Consider the following 21,972-nt stretch of genomic DNA (forward strand, 5'->3'; position numbering starts at 1 on the left):
CTCCCTTATTGTGCCTGAAGACGTAGTTCAGATTCTGAACGACTTTGATGACCTAACAGCGTATTGATATCCGCTGACTTTGGCTTCGCAAGATAGAATTTTGGTATCCATTGGTCAAAGTTAGCCAAAATTTCATTAGCACGGGTTGAGCCTGTTTCTTGCAGGTGACGATCAATTAATCCGCGTAAATGCTCTTGATGGATTTTGAGTTGATCAAGTGCGACTGCTTCAATTAACTCCGGGTTTACGCGTCCTGCAAAATCACCATCTTCATCTAAGATATACGCAAAACCACCCGTCATTCCGGCGCCGAAGTTGACACCAGTCTTACCCAAAATAGCGATAATTCCGCCTGTCATATATTCACAAGCGTTATCTCCAGCCCCTTCTACTACCGCTATCGTCCCTGAGTTACGTACCGCAAAACGTTCACCTGCTTTACCAGCTGCAAATAATTTTCCCCCCGTAGCGCCGTAAAGGCAGGTGTTGCCAATAATGGTGGCATCGTTGGATTTAAATGATGATCCAAGTGGCGGACGAATAGCTATTTTACCACCAGCCATACCTTTACCGACGTAGTCGTTAGCATCACCCGTTAAATTTAGGTTTACGCCTCCTGCATTCCAAACGCCAAAAGATTGACCAGCAGTACCGACAAAATTGAGAGTGATCGGTGCTGATGCCATGCCTTGATTACCATAGCGATGAGCGATTTCACCGGATAAACGGGCGCCAATTGAGCGATCAGTATTACAAATTGAAAAGTGATAGTCACCGCCGCTGCGAGTTTCGATTGCACTCAGCGTATGCTCCAATAATTGTTGGCTTAACTGCGCATCATCAAATGGGGTATTGGGTTCACTGCAATATAAGGTTTTACCTGCTTGTGGTGTCGGTGCGACCAATAGTGGACTTAAATCCAGTTTTGATTGTTTAGCGGTAAAACCGTCCAGTTGTTGTAATAGATCCGTGCGGCCAATTAAGTCAGTTAATTGCTTGACCCCAAGCTGGGCTAATAATTGTCGAACTTCTTCGCCAACACCAATAAAGTAATTCATTACCTGTTCTGGTAAGCCTTTAAAGAAATCACGACGCAGTTTTTCATCTTGAGTCGCGACACCGGTTGCACAGTTATTAAGGTGACAAATACGCAGATATTTACACCCAAGCGCAACCATTGGTGCAGTACCAAATCCAAAACTTTCAGCACCTAAAATGGTTGCTTTAACTACATCTAAGCCTGTTTTTAAGCCACCATCCACTTGCAGACGAATTTTATGACGTAAGCCATTCGTCACCAATGCTTGTTGAGTTTCAGCTAATCCAAGTTCCCACGGGCTACCTGCATATTTCACTGACGTAAGTGGACTTGCGCCCGTACCACCGTCATAACCTGAAATAGTGATTAAATCGGCATAAGCTTTGGCAACACCTGTCGCGATAGTGCCAACGCCGGGTTCTGATACCAGTTTGACAGACACCAACGCTTTGGGGTTGACCTGCTTGAGATCGAAAATTAGTTGCGCCAGATCCTCAATTGAATAAATATCGTGATGCGGAGGTGGGGAAATTAATGTCACGCCAGGTACGGCAAAGCGTAACTTGGCGATTTCAGTGGTGACTTTATGCCCAGGCAATTGGCCGCCTTCACCGGGTTTTGCACCTTGCGCGACTTTAATTTGGATCACATCGGCATTGACTAAATAATGTGGAGTGACACCAAAACGGCCAGACGCAACTTGTTTAATTCGTGAGTTACGCTCAGTACCAAAACGACGTGGATCTTCACCACCTTCACCTGAGTTTGAGCAACCACCTAACCTGTTCATTGCAATTGCTAATGCTTCATGTGCCTCTGGGCTTAGGGCGCCAATCGACATCGCTGCTGAGTCAAAGCGCTTATACAATTCCGTTGCGGCTTCTACGTTCTCAATCGCAATTGGATTGTGGTTATCCGTTAAGGCTAATAAGTCACGAATAGCGGCCACAGGGCGATGATTTACTTGCTCTGCAAAAGCGAGATAATCTTGATAATCGCCAGATTTGACCGCTTTTTGTAAGGTTGAAACGACATTCGGGTTATAAGCGTGGAATTCGCCGCCATGAACATATTTAAGTAAACCGCCGTGATCAATTGGTTTGCGTTTTAGCCATGCTGTACGCGCAAGGTTGTGCAGATCTTGTTGAATATCACTAAAATCAGCCCCAGCAATACGGCTTGAAACCCCTTTGAAACACAGTTCAATAATGTCATTACCTAAGCCAATAGCTTCAAATAACATTGAACAACGGTAAGAGGAAATGGTTGAGATACCCATTTTGGACATGATCTTAAATAGGCCTTTATCGATGCCATTACGGTAGTTGAGCATCACCTCGCGATAAGGCTTGTTAATCACCTGACTATCAACCATTTTTGCTAATGATTCATAGGCAAGGTAGGGGTAAACCGCCGTAGCACCAAAACCAAACAACACCGCAAATTGATGCGGATCGCGTGCGGTCGCGGTTTCAACCACAATATTGGTATCACAACGTAAATTGTTATCGACTAATCGGCGTTGAACGGCACCAACGGCCATGGCAGCAGGTATGGGGAGAGTATCTTTGCTAATCGCGCGATCGGATAACACAATTAGCACTGCACCTTGTTCAACTAACTGTTGCGCTTTATCACATAAGCTAATAATCGCTTGCTCAAGATCGGTTTGTTGTGGATCAAAATTAATATCGAGCTGATTGCTGGCGTAGTATTGCTGATCAAGTTCTAGTAATTGTTTTAAATCAGAATACAGTAACACTGGCGACTTAAATGCCACTCGTTGAGCATGACTGTCAGTTTCACAGAACACATTAATTTCACGACCAATACAGCTCGCAAGCGACATTACATGCTTTTCACGCAAAGGATCGATTGGTGGGTTAGTGACTTGCGCAAACATTTGACGGAAATAATCAGTGATAGGACGTTGTTGTGATGACAATACTGCCATTGGCGCATCATCACCCATAGAACCTGTAGCTTCTTGACCATTTTCACCAATAACCCGCAGCACTTGATCGAGCTCTTCTCGGCTGACATTAAATTGTTTGTGGTGAGTATTTAGCTGATTATCATCCAAACTACGTTGGCTTATATGGCTATCGTCTAATTGCTCAATTGGCACTAAATGTTGAACATGAGTATCCATCCATTGCTTATACGGATGGCGGATCATTAGTTCGTTATCAATATCTTGTGAATGCCAGATCTTGGCAAATTTAGTATCGATAACCAATAGCTCACCGGGGCCAACGCGGCCTTTTTCTGCCACTTCATCTGGCGTGTAATCCCAAATACCTACTTCTGAGGCTATGGTGATCAGTTTATCTTTGGTGATCACATAACGCGCGGGACGAAGGCCATTACGGTCAAGGTTACACGCAGCGTAACGTCCGTCTGACATTACAATTCCAGCGGGACCATCCCATGGCTCCATGTGTTTAGAGTTGAAATCATAAAAGGCACGTAATGCGGGATCCATATCGGGGTGATTTTGCCATGCTGGTGGCACTAACATGCGCATGGCACGAAAGAGATCCATGCCGCCCGCTAAAAACAGTTCCAGCATATTATCTAAACTGGATGAATCAGATCCGGTTTCGTTAACAAACGGAGCCGCTGTTTTTAAATCAGGTAATAGTGGAGAGCTAAATTTATAAGCGCGAGCGCGAGCCCATTGACGGTTTCCGGTGATGGTATTGATTTCGCCATTATGGGCTAAGTAACGGAAAGGTTGCGCTAATGGCCATCGTGGTTGAGTGTTGGTTGAGAAACGTTGATGGAATAAACAGATCGATGACTCTAGTCGAATATCGCCTAAGTCTTGATAAAATTTAGGCAGATCAGCGGGCATAAATAACCCTTTGTAGACTGTAACTTGAGTTGAGAGGCTACAAATATAGAAGTCTTTATCGTCGGTAATGCGCTTTTCAATTCGACGCCGAGCAATATAAAGTCGACGTTCAATGTCCCGTGGTTTCCATCCTGCAGGCGCATTGATAAACACTTGTTCAATGGTTGGCAATGATTGTTGTGCTATTGGCCCGAGAACAGTTGAGTTAATCGGCACTTCACGCCAACCTGCAATAGATAAGGTTTCGGTGATCAACTCTTCGTTGATAATTTCACGTGCATGTTGAGCGAGGATAGGGTCTTGGCTGAGAAATATCATTCCTACTGCAAATTCACGCGATAGATTCCACTGCTTTTCTGCGGCAATAATACGATAAAAATTATCAGGTTTTTTAATTAATAAACCACAGCCATCGCCAGTTTTTCCATCCGCGGCAATTCCTCCTCGGTGAGTCATACGATCGAGGGCTGATATTGCGGTACGAACAAGTTTATGGCTAGTTTCACCTTCAATGTGGGCGATAAGACCGAAGCCACAGTTATCTTTTTCTAGTGATGGGTTATACAGTGACATTGCAATTCTCCCTTGCTCCTGTTTGCTGTAAACAGTTTTACTGCAAAATGAGAATCAAGATTGATGGCTCATTTTGCCTCCTACGATATTTCAAACTAACGATAATTCACAAAAAGGTCAAATATTGCTAACAAATGATATTTATCACCATTAACTATTTATTATTGACCTTAACTATCTGAAATAAAGTTATATTCATTACAGCTGTAAGTTTTTCATAGGGTGTAATCAAGGGTTAATAACTGTGTTTTTAGATTAAAAAAGTACTAAATTTGGCGGGTGGCGAGGATGAATGTTATAAAGTTGTGTAATAAAATAATCGTCTGCACTGTAACCAATAAAAAGCCAGCTTCGATGAGCTGGCTTTGAATTTTTTAATTGAATCAAATAATAATAAAATTTAAGAAAGCATTAATGAATCAGCTTTAGCTTCGAGATGGGAGTTACCCATTAAGTAGCTGTCAATCACGCGCGCAGACTCTCGTCCTTCATTAATACATTTTACTACTAGCGATTGTCCCGTTCGCATATCTCCAGCGGCAAATACGCCTGCTTGGCTAGTGGCGAAGTCGTGAGTGGCAACATTACCGTAATCATCAAGCTTAATATTTAATTGGGCTAACACACCTGTTGGCTCGGGGTGTAAAAATCCCATAGCTAAAAAGGCCATGTCACAAGCAATGATACGTTCAGTTCCAGCCACTTCTTCAAAGTTTGGTCTTGCTCCAGGTTTGGCTTCTTGCCAAGCGATGTCAGCAATTCGTAGCCCTTTAACATTGCCATTGCCATCATCTATAAATTCTTTAGTAAGAATATTCCAATAGCGATCGCATCCTTCCTCATGAGAGGTCGAGGTTTTCATGATCATCGGATATGACGGCCATGGTTGATTGGCTGGGCGTTGCTCTGGCGGCAGTGGCATGATTTCAACTTGGGTAATACTGGTTGCACCATGACGATTTGAAGTACCAACACAATCTGAACCTGTATCACCACCACCAATGACGACGACATGCTTGTCTTTTGCATGAATGGCTGCTGTTTTTAAATCCATATCGTTTGCACGACGGTTGTTTTGGGCTAAAAAGTCCATCGCAAAATGGACGCCATTAAGCTCACGCCCCGGAATAGGCAAATTACGTGGTACGGTTGAACCACCTGTTAGCAAAATAACATCAAATTCTTGGCGTAATTGTTGAGCATTAATATCGACTCCAATATGAGCATTGACTTCAAATTTCACACCAGCTTGCGCCATTAGATCAATTTTACGATCAATAATATCCATACCCAGCTTAAAATCAGGAATACCAAATCGTAGTAAGCCACCTACTTTTTCATCACGCTCAAATACAGTTACAGTATGACCTGCACTGTTAAGCTGTTCTGCGGCAGATAACCCTGCAGGACCTGAACCAATAATGGCGATGGTTTTTCCTGTCCGTGAACGTGGCGTTTTAGGTTTGGCATAACCGTTACGATAAGCGGTTTCAACAATGGTTTTTTCAATATTACAGATGGTGATTGGATCTTGATTAATGCCAAGCACACAACCACTTTCACAAGGGGCTGGACACACTCGGCCTGTAAATTCAGGAAAGTTATTCGTTGAGCTTAAAATGTTCCACGCTTCTTCCCAGCTATCACGATAAACCGCATCATTAAACTCAGGAATAATATTACCAATCGGACACGCGCTATGACAAAACGGTACGCCACAATCCATACAACGTGATGATTGTTCTTGAATTTTATCGCCAAACTCATCGTTAAGGACAAATTCTTTGTTATTCTGAATACGAACACTTGGATCTAACTTACTTGGCAGTTCACGACCAAATTCTAAAAATCCTGTAGGCTTACCCATTGATGGCCTCCAACGTTTCCTTGTTGTGAGCGGCAGCTTGACGCTGTTGTAATACGGCTTTGTAATCCCTTGGCATCACTTTTATCATCTGATTGAGGTTAGCCTCAAAATTAGATAAGAACAGCTCTGCAACCGTACTACCTGTTAATTCAATATGCTTAGTTAACATCTCAAGTAAAACAGCTTTATCGTCAGCTTCGATAGGATCAATATCAACCAGTTCAGCGTTGAGTTTGGTTTCAAAATCACTAAATTGATCCCACACATAAGCGACACCACCACTCATGCCTGCAGCAAAGTTACGGCCTGTTTGACCTAAAATAATGGCAACACCACCAGTCATGTATTCACAACCATGATCGCCAATACCTTCGACAACCACTTTTGCGCCTGAGTTTCGAACACAGAAACGTTCACCTGCAAGGCCGCGAATATAAGATTCACCAGAAGTCGCACCATAGAAACATACGTTACCAACCACAATATTATCTTCAGCAATAATATCGGATTGACGATCAGGATAGAGAACAAGCGTACCGCCAGAAAGGCCTTTCCCCCAGTAATCATTAGCATCACCTTCGACGGTAAAGTGGACGCCTTTAGCAAGGAATGCTCCAAAACTTTGACCCGCAGAGCCGTTAAACTTGACCGTCATTGGCTGTGGTAAACCGTCGTCTTTATAGACTTTTGATATTTCATTCGACAACATTGTGCCGACACTACGATCGGTATTGATGATTGGCAGTTGTGCTGTTACCGCTTCACCTTTATTGAGTGCTGGTTGTGCTAATCGAATCAAGGTTCTATCAAGTACGTTTTCTAAACCATGATCTTGCTGGCGTTGGTTATAAATGCCATCTTCAGCTCGTGGCGGTTGAATGTGCAGTACAGGGCTAAGATCGAGATTTTTGTATTTCCAGTGACCAATATCATCACGCAATTTGAGTTTATGCGCTTGGCCAACCATTTCATCAATGGTGCGGAAACCGAGTTCAGCCATTACTTCACGTAAGCCTTGAGCCATGTATTGGAAGAAGGTTACTACATCTTCGACGCGGCCATCAAAACGCTCACGAAGAGTTTTATTTTGAGTCGCAATCCCCACTGGGCAGGTGTTTTTATGACACTTACGCATCATGATACAGCCTTCAACCACCAGTGCTGCGGTTGCTACGCCCCATTCTTCAGCACCGAGTAAGGTTGCAATTGCAAGGTCACGCGGGGTTTTCATTTGCCCATCAGACTGAACCACAATTCGGTTACGCAAACCATTTTTAAGTAAGGTTTGATGGGTTTCAGCAAGACCAAGTTCCCATGGCAAACCCGTGTGACGAATCGATGAAATAGGGGAAGCACCCGTACCCCCGTCAAAGCCTGCAATTAACACTACATCAGCTTTGGCTTTAGCTACGCCGGATGCAATGGTTCCGACACCCGCTTCTGAAACCAACTTGACGTTAACACGGCCAGCACGGTTAGCATTTTTCAAATCATAGATTAGCTGAGCTAAATCTTCGATTGAGTAAATATCATGGTGAGGTGGTGGTGAAATTAGACCGACCCCTGGAGTTGAGTGACGGGTTGCGCCAATCCAATCATCGACTTTATCCCCCGGCAGTTGTCCACCTTCACCCGGTTTTGCACCCTGTGCCATTTTAATTTGTAGTTCAGCAGCATTGGTGAGGTAGTATGAGGTAACTCCAAAACGACCAGACGCCACTTGTTTAATCGCTGAACGCTCCCAATCACCGTTGTCTTTTTTCTCAAAACGAATCGGATCTTCACCGCCTTCACCTGAGTTAGATTTAGCGCCAATGCGGTTCATTGCCACAGCTAAGGTTGAGTGCGCTTCATAAGATATCGAACCAAAGCTCATAGCTCCCGTTGCAAAGCGTTTAAGAATATTATCAAGTGACTCAACCTCATCCAGTGCAATTGAAGCGGCTGGATTGTTAACAAAATCTAGCTGGCTACGCAATGTCGCAGCATTGTCACCTTGTTCATCAACAGCTTTGGCATACAACTTAAATTGACCATAATCTTTGTTGCGGGTTGATTGTTGCAATAATGAAATCGTTTCAGGGTTAAACAGGTGTTTTTCACCGCGTTGTTTCCACTGATAGACACCGCCTACATCAAGGATTTGTACTGGAATTTCACGGGTTGGATAACCAACACGGTGACGTACTAATACCTCTTGGGCAATATCGTCGATGGTTAATCCTTGAATACGGGTAACAGTACCGGTGAAGTATTTATCAACCACAGATTTGCTGATACCTAGCGCTTCAAAAATTTGCGCACCATGGTAAGACTGCAGCGTTGAAATTCCCATTTTAGAGAAGATTTTTAGCAGTCCACCGTTAACCCCTTTACGATAGTTATCAAATAACGTATCAGTTGGCAGTTCCGGATCAAGTTTACGTTTATGCTGTAAATCAACCAGTGTTTCAGTAACTAAGTAAGGGTTAACAGCATTAGCACCATAACCAATAAGGGTCGCAAAATGGTGAGTTTCACGTGCATCCCCCGTTTCAACTACAATGTCACATTTAGCCCGTAAGCCTTTGCGAATCAGATGGTGGTGCACTGCGCCTACAGCTAACATTGCAGGAATCGCCGCATGGTTAGAGTTAACTGCGCGGTCGGTTAAAATAATAATAGAGTAACCATCAACCACGGCATCTTCAGAGTATTGACAGATACGCTTTAATGCGCGATCAAGTTTGCCTTGTTCGCCGCTGGCTCTGAACACGATATCCAATGTTTTAGATTGTAGGTGTTCATTATCGATGGCTCGAATTTTTTCTAATTCAGCATTAGATAATACCGGTGATTCGAGCTCAACTTTATGACAATGTTCAGAGGTTTCCGTCAGTAAATTCTGATCTTTACCAAGGTAGGTATTAAGTGACATCACCATTCGTTCACGAATTGGATCTATCGGTGGGTTAGTTACTTGCGCAAATAACTGCTTAAAGTAATTAGATAAATGTTGTGATTGGTGAGATAGCACCGCTAGTGGCCAATCAGCACCCATCGCGCCTAATGGTTCATAACCAGCATTAGCGAGTGGCACAATAATGTCATTAACTTCTTCAGAGCTAACACCAAAGGCTTGTTGATGATGCAGTAATCGTTCTGGGGTTGGCTGGTGGTACATGTTGTCAGCATCAGGCAGCGTTTTTAGTGTCAGTAGATTATCTTTGATCCATTGCTCGTAAGGCTGTGAGGTTGCGATGCTATCTTTAACTTCTTCATCTGAAATAATACGACCTTGTTCAAGATCGGCAACGAAGATACGCCCCGGTTGTAAACGACCACGGAACTGAACATTTTCAGGCTCAATTTTTACGACGCCAGACTCTGATGCCATGATCAGAAAATCATCTTTAGTGACGGTATAGCGCGATGGACGTAACCCGTTGCGATCTAATGTGGCACCGACTTGTACACCGTCAGTAAAACATACGGATGCAGGGCCGTCCCAAGGTTCCATAATATTGGCGTGATACTGATAAAATGCATGACGCTTAGGATCCATACTGGTGTTTTCTTGCCATGCTTCGGGGATCAACATCATCAGAGCATGCGGTAAACTTCGCCCAGAAAGCACTAATAACTCAAGTGCCATATCAAAATTGGATGAATCTGAACTGCCTTCCTGACAAATAGGTAGCAACATACTGATTTCTTGATGACTGAATAAGTCAGATTCAAGAATAGCTTCACGGGCTTTCATCCAGTTAAGGTTACCGCGTACCGTATTGATTTCACCATTATGAGCAATATAACGGAAAGGTTGCGCTAATCGCCAGCGAGGAAAAGTGTTGGTTGAAAAACGGGAGTGCACTAACGCTAAAGCGGTTACCATTGATGGATTATGCAAATCAAGAAAGTACTGCGGTACTTGAGCTGTTGTTAACTGACCTTTGTAGACTAAAGTTTTATATGACAAAGAGTTGATGTAGAAGTCATCACCAATATTGGACACACTTTCTAAACATACGCGTACGGTGTAGTTACGTAGTACGTAAAGTTTACGCTCTAATACAGCAGGGTCTAAATTGGTGCCACCTGTAATAAACACATGTTCAAATTGAGGTTCAGTGCTGAGAGGATCTTCTCCGATCATTGAGTTATCGACAGGAAGTACTCGATAGCCAATAATTTCCAGATCAAGACGTTTAGCATTACGCTCAAGAATATCTCTACACTGCTGACGTTTATGTTCATCTTTTGGAAACAACACTACGCCCACACCATATTGTGCAAAAGCGGGTAATTTAATTCCTAGCTTAACCGTTTCTTCTAATAAAAATTCATGGGGCTTTTGCAATAAGATGCCAGCGCCATCGCCACTGCTAGGATCACAACCTTGACCACCACGGTGCTCCATACGCGCGAGCATATCGAGAGCTTGGGTCACAATCTGGTGGGACTTACGGTTTTTAAGGTGGGCAACAAAGCCGATACCACAGGCATCGTGCTCTAATTCAGGCACATAGAGTCCCTGACTGTTAAGCTCTTGAGCTGTCATAGATACATCCTTCCAGTTACATCAAGCCATATTCCTAAGGCTTGGTTATCCCTAATTTATTTGCACAATCAATTTGCATTGAGATGGACTCCTGTCCTGCATTATTGATGTGTGTTTGTAGTGATGACACCGCATCATTCACAAACTTAATTCTGTTGTATTACGATTATGAATAACAAATCACGTCATTCTTGCCAAAATAGCCATATAAATCACACTAAAGTCATAGGATTTTAGTGTTTTTTTTGTTTATAAATTGCACACAAGTGTAACCATCCTACAATTTTGATACATTAATTACCAATAAAAATTAACATAATTAATGCATAAATAAAGCATTGAAAACCCCAATAATGAAGGTCAAATAGGTGCATTAAAAGTAAAAAAGAACCCGTATAGAGCGGTGATTTTTTGTTTTAGCACAATCTACGCTGTGATAATTGATGATATGTTGCGGCTCTTTTGTTTATTGGTCTGCGTTGACGTAGATTATTCATTGTTTTAAACGCTAGGTAATACCATGCAATTGCATCAACTCGTCAATACTTTTGGACAAGACCTTCAGCATCGCTATGGTGAAAAAGTACATAAACTCACATTACATGGTGGTTTTAGTTGCCCTAATCGCGATGGCACTATTGGTCGCGGTGGCTGCACATTTTGTAATGTTGCATCATTTGCTGACGAAAAAAATCAGTTCGTGTCAATTCAACAACAACTTACTGCACGAGCAGGAGAAGTACACCGCGCGAAGCGATATTTTGCATATTTCCAGGCGTATACCAGCACTTATGCTGAAGTTCAAAGCTTAAAAAAAATGTATGAACAAGCACTTACAGCTGCAGATATTGTTGGTCTTTGTGTTGGAACTCGCCCTGATTGTGTACCTGATGCAGTATTAGATTTATTGGCTAGCTATGTTGAGCAAGGGTACGAAATTTGGTTAGAGTTAGGTTTACAAACCGCAAATGATAAAACCCTTAAGCGTATTAACCGTGGTCATGATTTTGCTTGTTATGCCGCGATTACTCAACGTGCTCGTGCGCTTGGTATTAAAGTGTGCACCCATCTAATTGTTGGGCTCCCCGGAGATTCTAAGGCCGATAATTTGATGACTCTAAACAAAGTCGTGGCGGTCGGTGTTGATGGTATTAAACTACATCCACTACATATTGTTGAAGGCAGTAAGATGGGGCAAGCTTTTAAAGCTGGCAGGTTACAACCGATTAGCCTTGAGCATTATACTGATATTGCTAGCGAGATGATTCGTTTAACGCCAGCAAAAGTGGTTTATCATCGCGTTGCTGCAAGTGCCCGTAGACCGACATTGCTTGCACCGATGTGGTGTGAGAATCGCTGGCTAGCCATGACCGATATTGGACGTATTCTTGATAAACAAGGTGCTCAAGGGAGCGCTATTGATGATCCTTTTGTTTATCAATTACCGACATTACATAATAATGTTTAAATGGAGCCTACGTTAAGTAGGCTTTTTTGTGCGCCATAATAAAACTTTACTGCTTTCGTTTAGGTGCTATTGGCGAGAGCGATTATTATAAACAGTAGTATTCGCCATGGTGGCGAGATTGTTTTTCTATTGGTATTCATTGATGAAACAAGTCAAAATTTTAGCCCAGTTTTATGTCGATCTTCTTGTTAAGCTTGGCATTTTCCGTTTTAGTTTATTATTAGCAGCGGCGTTAGTGGCATTAGCATTAGTGGTACAAATTAGTGTGACACTGTTGCTGCAAGGCACTATGCGTGAAGTCGAAATTATTCGTTCCGTCACCTTTGGTTTATTTATTACCCCTTGGGCGGTGTATTTCTTATCGGTGGTGGTTGATCAATTAGAAGATTCTCGCCAGCGATTATCACAATTAGTGACTAAGTTAGAACAAATGCGCGCGCGTGACATGGAGCTAAATCAACAGTTACAAGCGAATATCTCACAGTTAAACTCTGAAATTGAAGAACGTGAGAAAGCAGAAGAGGCGCGTGAAGAGGCGATGCAAGATTTAGAAAATGAAGTCTATCAACGTGAAAATGCTCAATTAGCGGTGGCTGAAAAAAGCGCATTATTAAAATCATTTCTAGATGCATCACCCGATTTAATTTATTACCGTAATGAGAATAATCAGTTCTCAGGTTGTAATCGTGCTATGGCTGAATTAGTCGGCAAAAGTGAAAAAGAATTAGTAGGATTAACACCATGGGATGTTTACCCGGCTGAAGTTGCTAAACGTATTCTTAAAACTGATCAAGAATTGTTTGATGATAATACGGCGATGACTGACGAGCAGTGGTTAGATTACCCTAATGGCAGAAAAGCGTTATTTGAATTACGTAAAGTGCCTCTTTATGATCGTAATGGAAAACGTTTAGGCCTGATGGGATTTGGACGCGATATTACTGAACGCAAAAAATATGAAAATGCTCAAGAAAAAGCCAGTAGTGATAAAACTGCATTTATTTCGACGATCAGTCATGAATTACGTACGCCACTTAATGGTATTGTTGGATTAAGCCGTATGTTATTAGAAACCAAACTAACAGATGAGCAACGTGGTTATTTAAGAACAGTACACGTTAGTGCGATCACTCTAGGTAATATTTTTAATGATATTATTGATTTAGATAAATCAGATCGTCGTCGTTTAGAGCTATTACCGCAACCATTAGACTTTTATGAGTTTATTGATGAGATTGGCAATATCTCACAATTAATGGCAGAACAAAAAGGGCTGAGATTTGATTTAGAATGTCTCACTCAGTTACCTAAAAATATAAAAATAGACAGTACACGTTTACGGCAAGTGTTGTGGAACTTAATTGGTAACGCCACTAAATTTACTAAACAAGGTGGAGTGGTATTGTCGGTAAGTAGTGAAATTCATGAGCACGACGCGACTATTATTTTTGAAGTTGAAGATAGTGGTATCGGTATTCCAAAAACTGAAATGGATAATATCTTTGCGATGTATTATCAAGTTCAACAAGGGGATGATAATTTACATGCGGTTGGTACAGGGATTGGTTTAGCAGTGTCACGGCAATTAGTTCAATTAATGGGCGGAGATATTTACGTTAATTCTGAACTTGGCGCTGGCAGTACTTTTACCGTGAAGATTAAAGTGCCATTAATTGAAACGGTAGTTGAAGAACATGTCGTTAATGATGTTCGCCCTGAAATGACAGGGTTAAGTATTTTCATGGTAGAAGATATTGAGCTTAACATTGTGGTAGCAAAATCATTATTGGAACGTTTAGGGCATGAGGTGACGGTAGCGATGCGTGGTGATCAAGCATTAGCGATGTTTAAGCCTGAAGATTATGATTTAGTGTTATTGGATATTCAATTGCCAGATATGACCGGATTTGATATTGCACAAAAATTACGTCAGCAATACCAAGACCTGCCTGCACTTGTCGCATTAACGGCCAATGTTGTTAATGATAAAACTGAGTATCTTGAAAAAGGTATGGATGAAGTTCTCAATAAACCACTCAGTGTCAAAGCCATTACTGACGTTATTGAAAACCTGGTGTTGAGTTGTAGTCATGAAATGGAAGAAATAGCTGCAGATGAGGACAATCTGGAGAGTAATACTATGACTCAAGGTAATATGGTCGACACTTTGTTAGATTTAGAGATGTTAACCTCATACGTTGAAATTGTTGGTACAGAGCCGGTATATACTAGTATTGCGATGTTTGAAAAAATGATGCCTGACTATTTGGCTATTTTAGATTCAAATATGACAGCAAAAGATCAAGACGGTATTAAATTTGAAGCACACAAAATAAAAGGTGCTGCAGGCTCTATTGGCCTTAAACATATTCAGCAAGTCGCGCAGATGGCGCAATCTCCCGAGCTACCTACGTGGTGGGAAAATATTAATGATTGGGTCGATGAAATTAAATACAGCTATCAAGATGATATCAATGTATTAAAAGCATGGTTAAAACAGCAGTAATTAATAATAAAAAAGGCACCTAGAAGGTGCCTTTTTATTTGATAACTGGTTTGGAAAAGAGATTACTCTTCGCCTAGATCACCACAAAAGCGGTAACCTTCACCATGAATAGTTGCGATGATCTCTGGAGTATCTGCGACTGATTCAAAGTGCTTACGAATGCGACGAATCGTTACATCAACAGTACGATCATGTGGCTTAAGTTCGCGGCCAGTCATTTTCTTTAATAAATCAGCACGTGTTTGAATCTTACCTGGGTTCTCACAGAAGTGCAGTAGAGCACGGAACTCAGAGCGTGGTAATTTAAATTGCTCGCCACTTGGGCTAACTAAAGAACGGCTATTAATTTCTAATGACCAACCATTAAACTCGTAACGTTCAACCAATTTCTTATCTTCAGTTGGAAGACCTTGGTTCATTGCACGAGTTAGTAGGTTACGAGCACGAATAGTTAATTCACGCGGGTTGAAAGGTTTTGTGATGTAATCATCAGCACCAATTTCAAGGCCTAAAATTTTATCAACTTCGTTATCACGGCCGGTTAAGAACATCAGTGCCATATCACCTTGTTCGCGAAGTTCACGAGCAAGTAAAAGGCCGTTCTTTCCTGGAAGATTAATATCCATAATAACTAGATGCACAGGGTTTTCAGAAAGCATCTGGTGCATTTCTGCGCCATCATTTGCTTCGAATACAGTGTAACCCTCTGCTTCGAAAATACTTTTCAGGGTGTTACGTGTTACGTGCTCGTCTTCTACAATCAGAATGTGAGGGGTTTGCATTTTGGCAGTACCTAATATCAGAAACTAAATCTGGTTAATCACAGAATAGTTAAATTCTATAAAAAAAATTCACATATAGGCAAAATGTTTAAATAAACATCTTATTTGTTACAACCTATGTGGTACACCATCCTTTCATTCAACATGTATTAGATGTTGAAATCCCCCATAAAGCTTGGGGTGCTGGCTACAATCTCCCTGATAATGCGACAATTGTATTCACTTAACAGCTCGCTAACAATGTGGAGAGCTTATTTGATGTCGATTATTTATATGTTTGTTGATTTACATCAATCAGCGAGAAAAACATTTGTTATATTTCGAGTTTAGTTAACTTTTATATCTGAGTAGATAAAAAGTATCATGATAGTAATCATAATATACAAAACCCAACACCATTGACTAATATTTAATCTTAATGATAATAAAAAATACAACATATAGTTCATCTTTCTCTAAATATTGTAACAGTATCAGTTAGGGTTGGCACTCATTAGGTTGATGGATTTTAGTAAAAAAGATCTCATAAATTAATATTGCGGTCATTGTTACGAAATACGGTCAATTTTGCCTGTTTTTGTTTATTTAATAGTGATAGGAAAGGCTAATGAAGGATTTATTACCAGATTTATGTGATTACTATGCACAAGATATTCGTTTTTTACCGTTAACGTTACATGATTATGGGTGCCATGCGCCATTTTGGGGGCAAATAGTGACATTACGTTGCTTTGAAGATAACAGTCTAGTGCGTAATGTATTATCAACTGATGGCCAAGGTAAGGTGCTATTTGTTGACGGTCACGGCAGTTGCCGACGGGCATTGCTAGGGGATCAACTTGCGTTATTAGCAATACAAAATAATTGGCAAGGCGTTGTTGTGCATGGCGCAATTCGAGATATTGCAACCTTGGGACAATTATCATTAGGTGTTAAAGCGTTAGCTGCATGCCCTATTAAAACGGATAAACGACAAATGGGTGAGCATAATGTCGTGCTCAGTATCGCGGACACGTTAATTTATCCCAATGATTATATCTATGCGGATTTGAATGGCATTATTTTAAGTAGTACAGAGTTAGATTTAAGTGTATTAAAAACTGAACCCTAAACCGAGTTCAATTATTTTTTCTAGCTCTGCATAATCAACAGTGGCCCGTACATTTACTTTTTGTGAGACGTCGTATTGGCTACTGAGCTCTAACCCTAATGAGGTTTGATTATTAATGGTGTCTGATGTAATCGCACTATTAATACTGATACGAGGGGATACTGAATATTTAACACCCGATGTTAACCCACTTGATGTGGGCTGACGGTCAGTACTGGTGGTTAAGTGGGTGCTCACATAAAGCTGAGTATTATTTGTTACTGAGTAAGCATAACCACTGTCTATTTGCCATACATCAAATCGTTGTTGACGTGATTGTGACGATAAAAACCATCCCGATGTGAGTTTTTTACCCCCATTATAAGTTAAGTTGGTTTCTATCGGTGTTGCCGCTTGCGTTGTTAGTGGCATGGCTAAAAAAATAAGTACTCCCACAATACTTATGTAATATTTGATCATGCTCGCTCCCATCACACCGACATTATTTTAAATAGTAGGTCATATTACGGAGAGAGTAAGTGTTATAACTGATAAATATTCATCAGGTAGCGTATTCATGATCATTGCCACAACTTAGTCGTAATATCTCCATTATTGCACTCACTAACGACGGTTATTTTTTGGATATTTGAACATGTAGTCGATGACGGGCATGATAAGGAAAAACGTCAGGATATAGCTCTTGATTAATATTCTTTTGTAAATGCTGCCAATAACTGGCTTCAAACAGATCTTGATGTAATTCATTAAACAGCTTTTTTACTTTAGGGTTTATTAGTAAAAAGGTACGAAACTCTTCTGGAAAAACATCATTAATCCCAACACTATACCAAGGCTCTGCTGCCATTTCGTCTTCAGGGTAACGCGCTGCTGGAATCTTTCTAAAATTCATTTCACTCATATAAGTAATTTCATCATAGTCATAAAACACCACGCGTTTATGACGTGTTACACCAAAATTTTTAAATAACATATCTCCTGGAAATATATTAGCGGCTGCGAGTTGTTTAATTGCATTTCCATATTCATTAACAGCATGGCGCAAGTCAGCATCGTTTGCTGTTTCGATATAAATATTAAATGGAATCATACGCCGCTCCATATAGAGGTGTTCAATTATGATCTCATCATCGGTAAGGGTCACGATAGAAGGCGCAATGGTTAATAGCTCATGAATTAATTCGTCGCTAAATCGATGTCGTGGAAAACTAAAATGACGATATTCTTGAGTGTCAGCCATTCTACCGACGCGATCGTGTTCTTTTACTAATTGATATTTTTGTTTAACAACGAGAGGGCTAATGTCTTTTTGTGGGGCAAATTTATCTTTAATTATTTTAAAAACAAAATCATAAGACGGTAATGTAAATACGGACATTACCATGCCTTTTATACCGGGAGCGATAATAAACTGATCGTCTGAATGCTCTAGATGTTCTAAAAATTGGCGATAAAATTCCGTTTTTCCATGTTTTTGACACCCAATGGCAGTATAAAGCTCAGCCAAATTTTTATTGGGTAACAGCTGGGCTAAAAAGCGCACTAATGCCGCTGGTGCTGGGCTATAAACCATGAAATAAGAGCGCGCAAAACCAAAGATCACACTGACATCATTAACGTTACAGATACCTGCGTCCAGTAACAACTGCCCATTATGATTGAGTATTGGCAGCACTAAGGGCCGTGATTCACCATCTGAAAACGTTAATTTTCCGACCAGGTAAGCGGCTTTGTTACGGTAAAAAGGTTCGCGAATTTGTTCTAAGGTTAGTTGTTGATTAAGCACTTCACCTAACTCGGCTTCTAAGTGGGTAACCAGCAATTGAATATCACGCTGCTTATCATTCCAATCAAGTGTAAAAGGCTGATCATCAAGCATTCTTTCTATCATTGCAGCAATGGTTGTTTGAACTCGATAGTGGCGAGTTAATGAACTTGGATAGGTTGGAATACGGTGCTGTTGCGAGCTATGAACAAAGATATTATCGCGGTTGATATTGCGATGCTTGAAAATTCTGCAATACACTGAATTAAAAAAACTTTCAGCAATATCATAACGTGGATAATCAACCAATAGATTTTGGTATGCTTGCTTCACCGCAGTTAGGCAGATTTGATTTGCATATTGCCCTCCAAGCATAATTTGAATCTGATTAGTGACTAATTCAACATGATGGTCATAAAAACTGATACGGGTTTTTAATGCTTGATGCACCTGCGTCCATTGCTGATGTTCAAATCGTTGTTGCGCCTCGGCAGTGACGTCAAGAAAGCGGCCAAACATGGCATCAAAGCCTTGTAAAATAGTATGTGCTATCAGTGACTCCATGGCTGCACTCATCAGTTTATCCTTAATGATGACAATTTTATTCTTTGCTATTTACTATGCAATGCTCTGTAGCGGACTGCAAATATTATCGTTGTTTTTTTGAGCAGTGAAGTGCGTCGTATTGCAGATGTGCACGACGTGTGTATTCTGTAATAATTGTAAAAACTTTATTGACTCTATATTGCATTCCATGTAATCGTAAGGTAACAGCGTGTAAATAGAAATGACAGTTATGACAAATGTATCCCGTATCGTTATCACCACCACCATGATTATTACCATTAACACTACTGGTGTTGATGCGGGCTGATATGCGCAAAATTACAACAAGCCCGCAACTCATTAAGAGCTGCGGGCTTTTTTTTAAATTTAAATTCATCAGTGTTGAGTAATATTTATCGAGAGATAAATAGTTCAGGATAGTCACTCGGGAGTAGGGAATGCGAGTATTTAAATTTGGCGGATCGTCACTAGCAGATGCAGAACGATTTTTAAGAGCGGCGGATATTATTGCCAGCAATGCCAAACAAGGCGAAGTTGCGGTGGTGTTATCAGCGCCGGGTAAGGTTACCAACAATTTAGTTGCGGTGATTGAGAGTGCGGTAACAACCGGTGCTGCAGCTCAGCAAATAGCAACATTAGAAACGGTATTTAATGATCTTTTTCATGGTTTAAAAGCACGTGAACCAAAGTTAGATCATCAGACATTAGAGAGCAAATTAGCCACCACGATTGAACAACTACAACAGTATGTTCACGGTATTCGGTTATTAGGATTATGCCCAGATAATGTGTATGCCAAAGTGATCAGTAAAGGTGAGCGGCTATCAATTGTAACCATGAAGTTGCTATTGGAAGCCAAAGGTCAGGCGGCAAGTTTGATTGATCCCGTGCAGTATCTCCATGCTGAAGGTGACTATCTTGAAGCTCATGTTGATATCGAGGTATCAACACAGCACTTCCAAAATAATCCATTACCCGCGGGCCACGTTTGTATCATGCCAGGTTTTACCGCCGGTAACGCTCAAGGTGAATTAGTCACTTTAGGCCGTAATGGTTCTGATTATTCAGCCGCTATTTTAGCTGCCTGTTTACGCGCGGATTGTTGTGAAATTTGGACAGATGTTGATGGCGTTTATAGTTGTGATCCACGTTTAGTCCCAGATGCTCGCCTACTTAAATCATTAAGTTATCAAGAAGCGATGGAATTATCTTATTTTGGAGCATCAGTATTACACCCTAAAACTATCGCCCCGATTGCTCAATTTCAAATCCCGTGTTTAATTAAAAACAGTTTTAATCCACAAGGCGCAGGCACGCTTATTGGTCAAGATACGGGTGAAGATCAGCTTGATATTAAAGGTATTACAACCTTAAAAGATTTAACCATGGTTAACGTTTCTGGCCCGGGAATGAAAGGTATGGTTGGTATGGCTGCGCGCGTGTTTGGTGCGATGTCATCAGCGGGTGTTTCTGTGGTGTTGATTACGCAATCTTCATCTGAATATAGCATTAGTTTTTGTATTGAAACCCTTGATAAGCCAATGGCTAGAAAGGCATTAATTGCTAGTTTTGAACTTGAATTAAAAGAAGGTTTATTAGAACCGGTCGAGTTCAGTGATGATTTATCAATTGTGACTTTGGTTGGCGACGGTATGCGAACCTCACATGGTGTTGCATCACGTTTCTTTACGGCGTTAGCTGAAGTTGATGTCAACATTGTAGCGATTGCACAAGGATCTTCTGAACGTGCTATCTCTGCTGTTATTCCTCAAAATAAAGTATCAGAAGCGGTTAAAGCGTGTCATGAGAATTTATTTAATAGTCAACATACGTTAGATGTGTTCGTCATTGGTGTTGGTGGTGTAGGTGGTGAATTGATTGATCAAATTCATCGTCAGCAACAGAAATTAGCGCAAAAAGGTATTGTGATTCGTGTCTGTGGCATGGCAAACAGTAAAGGGTTATTACTTAACAGTAATGGTTTTGTGTTGGATAGTTGGCGTGATTTGATGGGGGCAGTTAATGAGCCATTACAATTACAGCGCATGGCTGAGTTAGTGCGTCATAACCATATTATCAACCCTGTAATTGTTGATTGTACATCAGATCAAACCATTGCCGAGCAATATACTGATTATCTTGCGGCAGGTTTCCACGTTATTACCCCTAATAAGAAAGCCAATACAGCTAGCATGGCGTACTACCAGCAATTGCGTCAAGCTGCGCGGGTTGGCCATCGTAAATTTATGTACGATACCACCGTTGGTGCTGGCTTGCCTGTGATTGAAAACCTACAAAATTTATTAGCGGCGGGCGATGAATTAGTGCGTTTCTCTGGCATCTTATCTGGCTCTTTATCTTACATTTTCGGTAAGTTAGATGAGGGTATGAGTTTTAGTGAAGCGACCACAGTTGCATGTAATAACGGCTTTACTGAGCCCGATGCTCGTGATGATCTCTCCGGTATGGATGTTGCCCGTAAGTTATTGATTTTAGCTCGTGAAGCAGGGCTGGAGTTAGAACTTGAAGACGTTGTAGTTGAGCAAGCATTACCGCCGAGTTTTGATACATCAGGATCGGTTGATGACTTTATGGCGCGGTTACCTCAAGCGGATGCGTATTTCTCTGAATTAGCAGCAGAAGCGGCAAAAGAAGATAAAGTATTACGGTATGTTGGTGAGATTGATAATGGTCATTGCAATGTCAAAATTGTTGCGGTTAACCCAGATGATCCAATGTTTAAAATCAAAGACGGTGAAAATGCCTTGGCGTTTTATAGCCGCTATTACCAACCAATCCCGTTAGTGTTACGTGGCTATGGGGCGGGTACTGAAGTGACAGCTGCTGGTGTATTTGCTGATTTAATGCGTACCTTAGGTTGGAAGCGAGGTATATAA

General features: G+C 41.1%; 10 protein-coding genes. 4 read left to right on the forward strand and 6 right to left on the reverse strand.

Translation table 11 applies throughout. From position 1 onward, the window contains the following. Positions 1-5: 5 nt before the first annotated feature. The 3 genes from gltB (VXS03_RS10420) to gltB (VXS03_RS10430) form a co-directional block, all read right to left on the reverse strand. A complete protein-coding gene (gene gltB, locus VXS03_RS10420; protein ID WP_327763649.1) occupies positions 6-4,469 on the reverse strand; it encodes a glutamate synthase large subunit in 4,464 nt (1,487 codons plus the stop codon). Between the two features lie 400 nt (positions 4,470-4,869). Continuing rightward, complete coding sequence (locus VXS03_RS10425) at positions 4,870-6,336, reverse strand: glutamate synthase subunit beta (RefSeq protein WP_327763651.1); 1,467 nt, start codon at positions 6,334-6,336, stop codon at positions 4,870-4,872. Beyond that, on the reverse strand, positions 6,329-10,876 hold the full coding sequence (gene gltB / locus VXS03_RS10430) for a glutamate synthase large subunit (RefSeq protein ID WP_327763652.1): 4,548 nt from the start codon (positions 10,874-10,876) through the stop codon (positions 6,329-6,331). Before gltB (VXS03_RS10430) ends, VXS03_RS10425 begins: the two co-directional genes overlap by 8 nt. Before the next feature lie 520 nt (positions 10,877-11,396). Between gltB (VXS03_RS10430) and VXS03_RS10435 the strand changes: the two genes are divergently transcribed. Continuing rightward, positions 11,397-12,344 carry a TIGR01212 family radical SAM protein gene (locus VXS03_RS10435; RefSeq protein WP_327763653.1) on the forward strand — a complete coding sequence of 316 codons (948 nt, stop codon included), beginning with the start codon at positions 11,397-11,399 and terminating at the stop codon, positions 12,342-12,344. A 142-nt stretch (positions 12,345-12,486) separates the two neighbouring features. Then, positions 12,487-14,850, forward strand: a complete 2,364-nt coding sequence (arcB, locus tag VXS03_RS10440) for an aerobic respiration two-component sensor histidine kinase ArcB (RefSeq protein WP_327763654.1) — start codon at positions 12,487-12,489, stop codon at positions 14,848-14,850. Positions 14,851-14,912: 62 nt separating this feature from the next. On the opposite strand, the gene arcA is transcribed toward arcB, so the two are convergent. Then, positions 14,913-15,632, reverse strand: a complete 720-nt coding sequence (gene arcA, locus VXS03_RS10445) for a two-component system response regulator ArcA (RefSeq protein ID WP_036796042.1) — start codon at positions 15,630-15,632, stop codon at positions 14,913-14,915. A gap of 607 nt (positions 15,633-16,239) precedes the next feature. On the opposite strand from arcA, the gene VXS03_RS10450 reads away from it, so the two are divergent. Beyond that, entirely contained in the window at positions 16,240-16,743 is a 504-nt protein-coding gene (locus VXS03_RS10450) for a putative 4-hydroxy-4-methyl-2-oxoglutarate aldolase (protein WP_327763655.1), read from the forward strand. Here the strand turns inward: VXS03_RS10450 and VXS03_RS10455 are convergent. Both VXS03_RS10455 and aceK read right to left on the reverse strand, forming a co-directional pair. Further along, the gene (locus VXS03_RS10455; protein ID WP_327763656.1) at positions 16,726-17,202 is read right to left on the reverse strand and encodes a hypothetical protein; all 477 of its coding nucleotides are present in this window, start codon (positions 17,200-17,202) and stop codon (positions 16,726-16,728) included. The two genes, VXS03_RS10450 and VXS03_RS10455, sit on opposite strands and share 18 nt — an antisense overlap. 154 nt (positions 17,203-17,356) lie before the next feature. After that, positions 17,357-19,084 (reverse strand): bifunctional isocitrate dehydrogenase kinase/phosphatase, encoded by a 1,728-nt coding sequence (gene aceK / locus VXS03_RS10460; RefSeq protein WP_327763657.1) that lies wholly within the window; start codon positions 19,082-19,084, stop codon positions 17,357-17,359. A gap of 428 nt (positions 19,085-19,512) precedes the next feature. Between aceK and thrA the strand changes: the two genes are divergently transcribed. Beyond that, positions 19,513-21,972 carry a bifunctional aspartate kinase/homoserine dehydrogenase I gene (gene thrA, locus VXS03_RS10465; RefSeq protein ID WP_327763658.1) on the forward strand — a complete coding sequence of 820 codons (2,460 nt, stop codon included), beginning with the start codon at positions 19,513-19,515 and terminating at the stop codon, positions 21,970-21,972.

The organism is Photobacterium sp. S4TG1, assembly GCF_036040035.1.
Lineage (GTDB): Bacteria > Pseudomonadota > Gammaproteobacteria > Enterobacterales > Vibrionaceae > Photobacterium.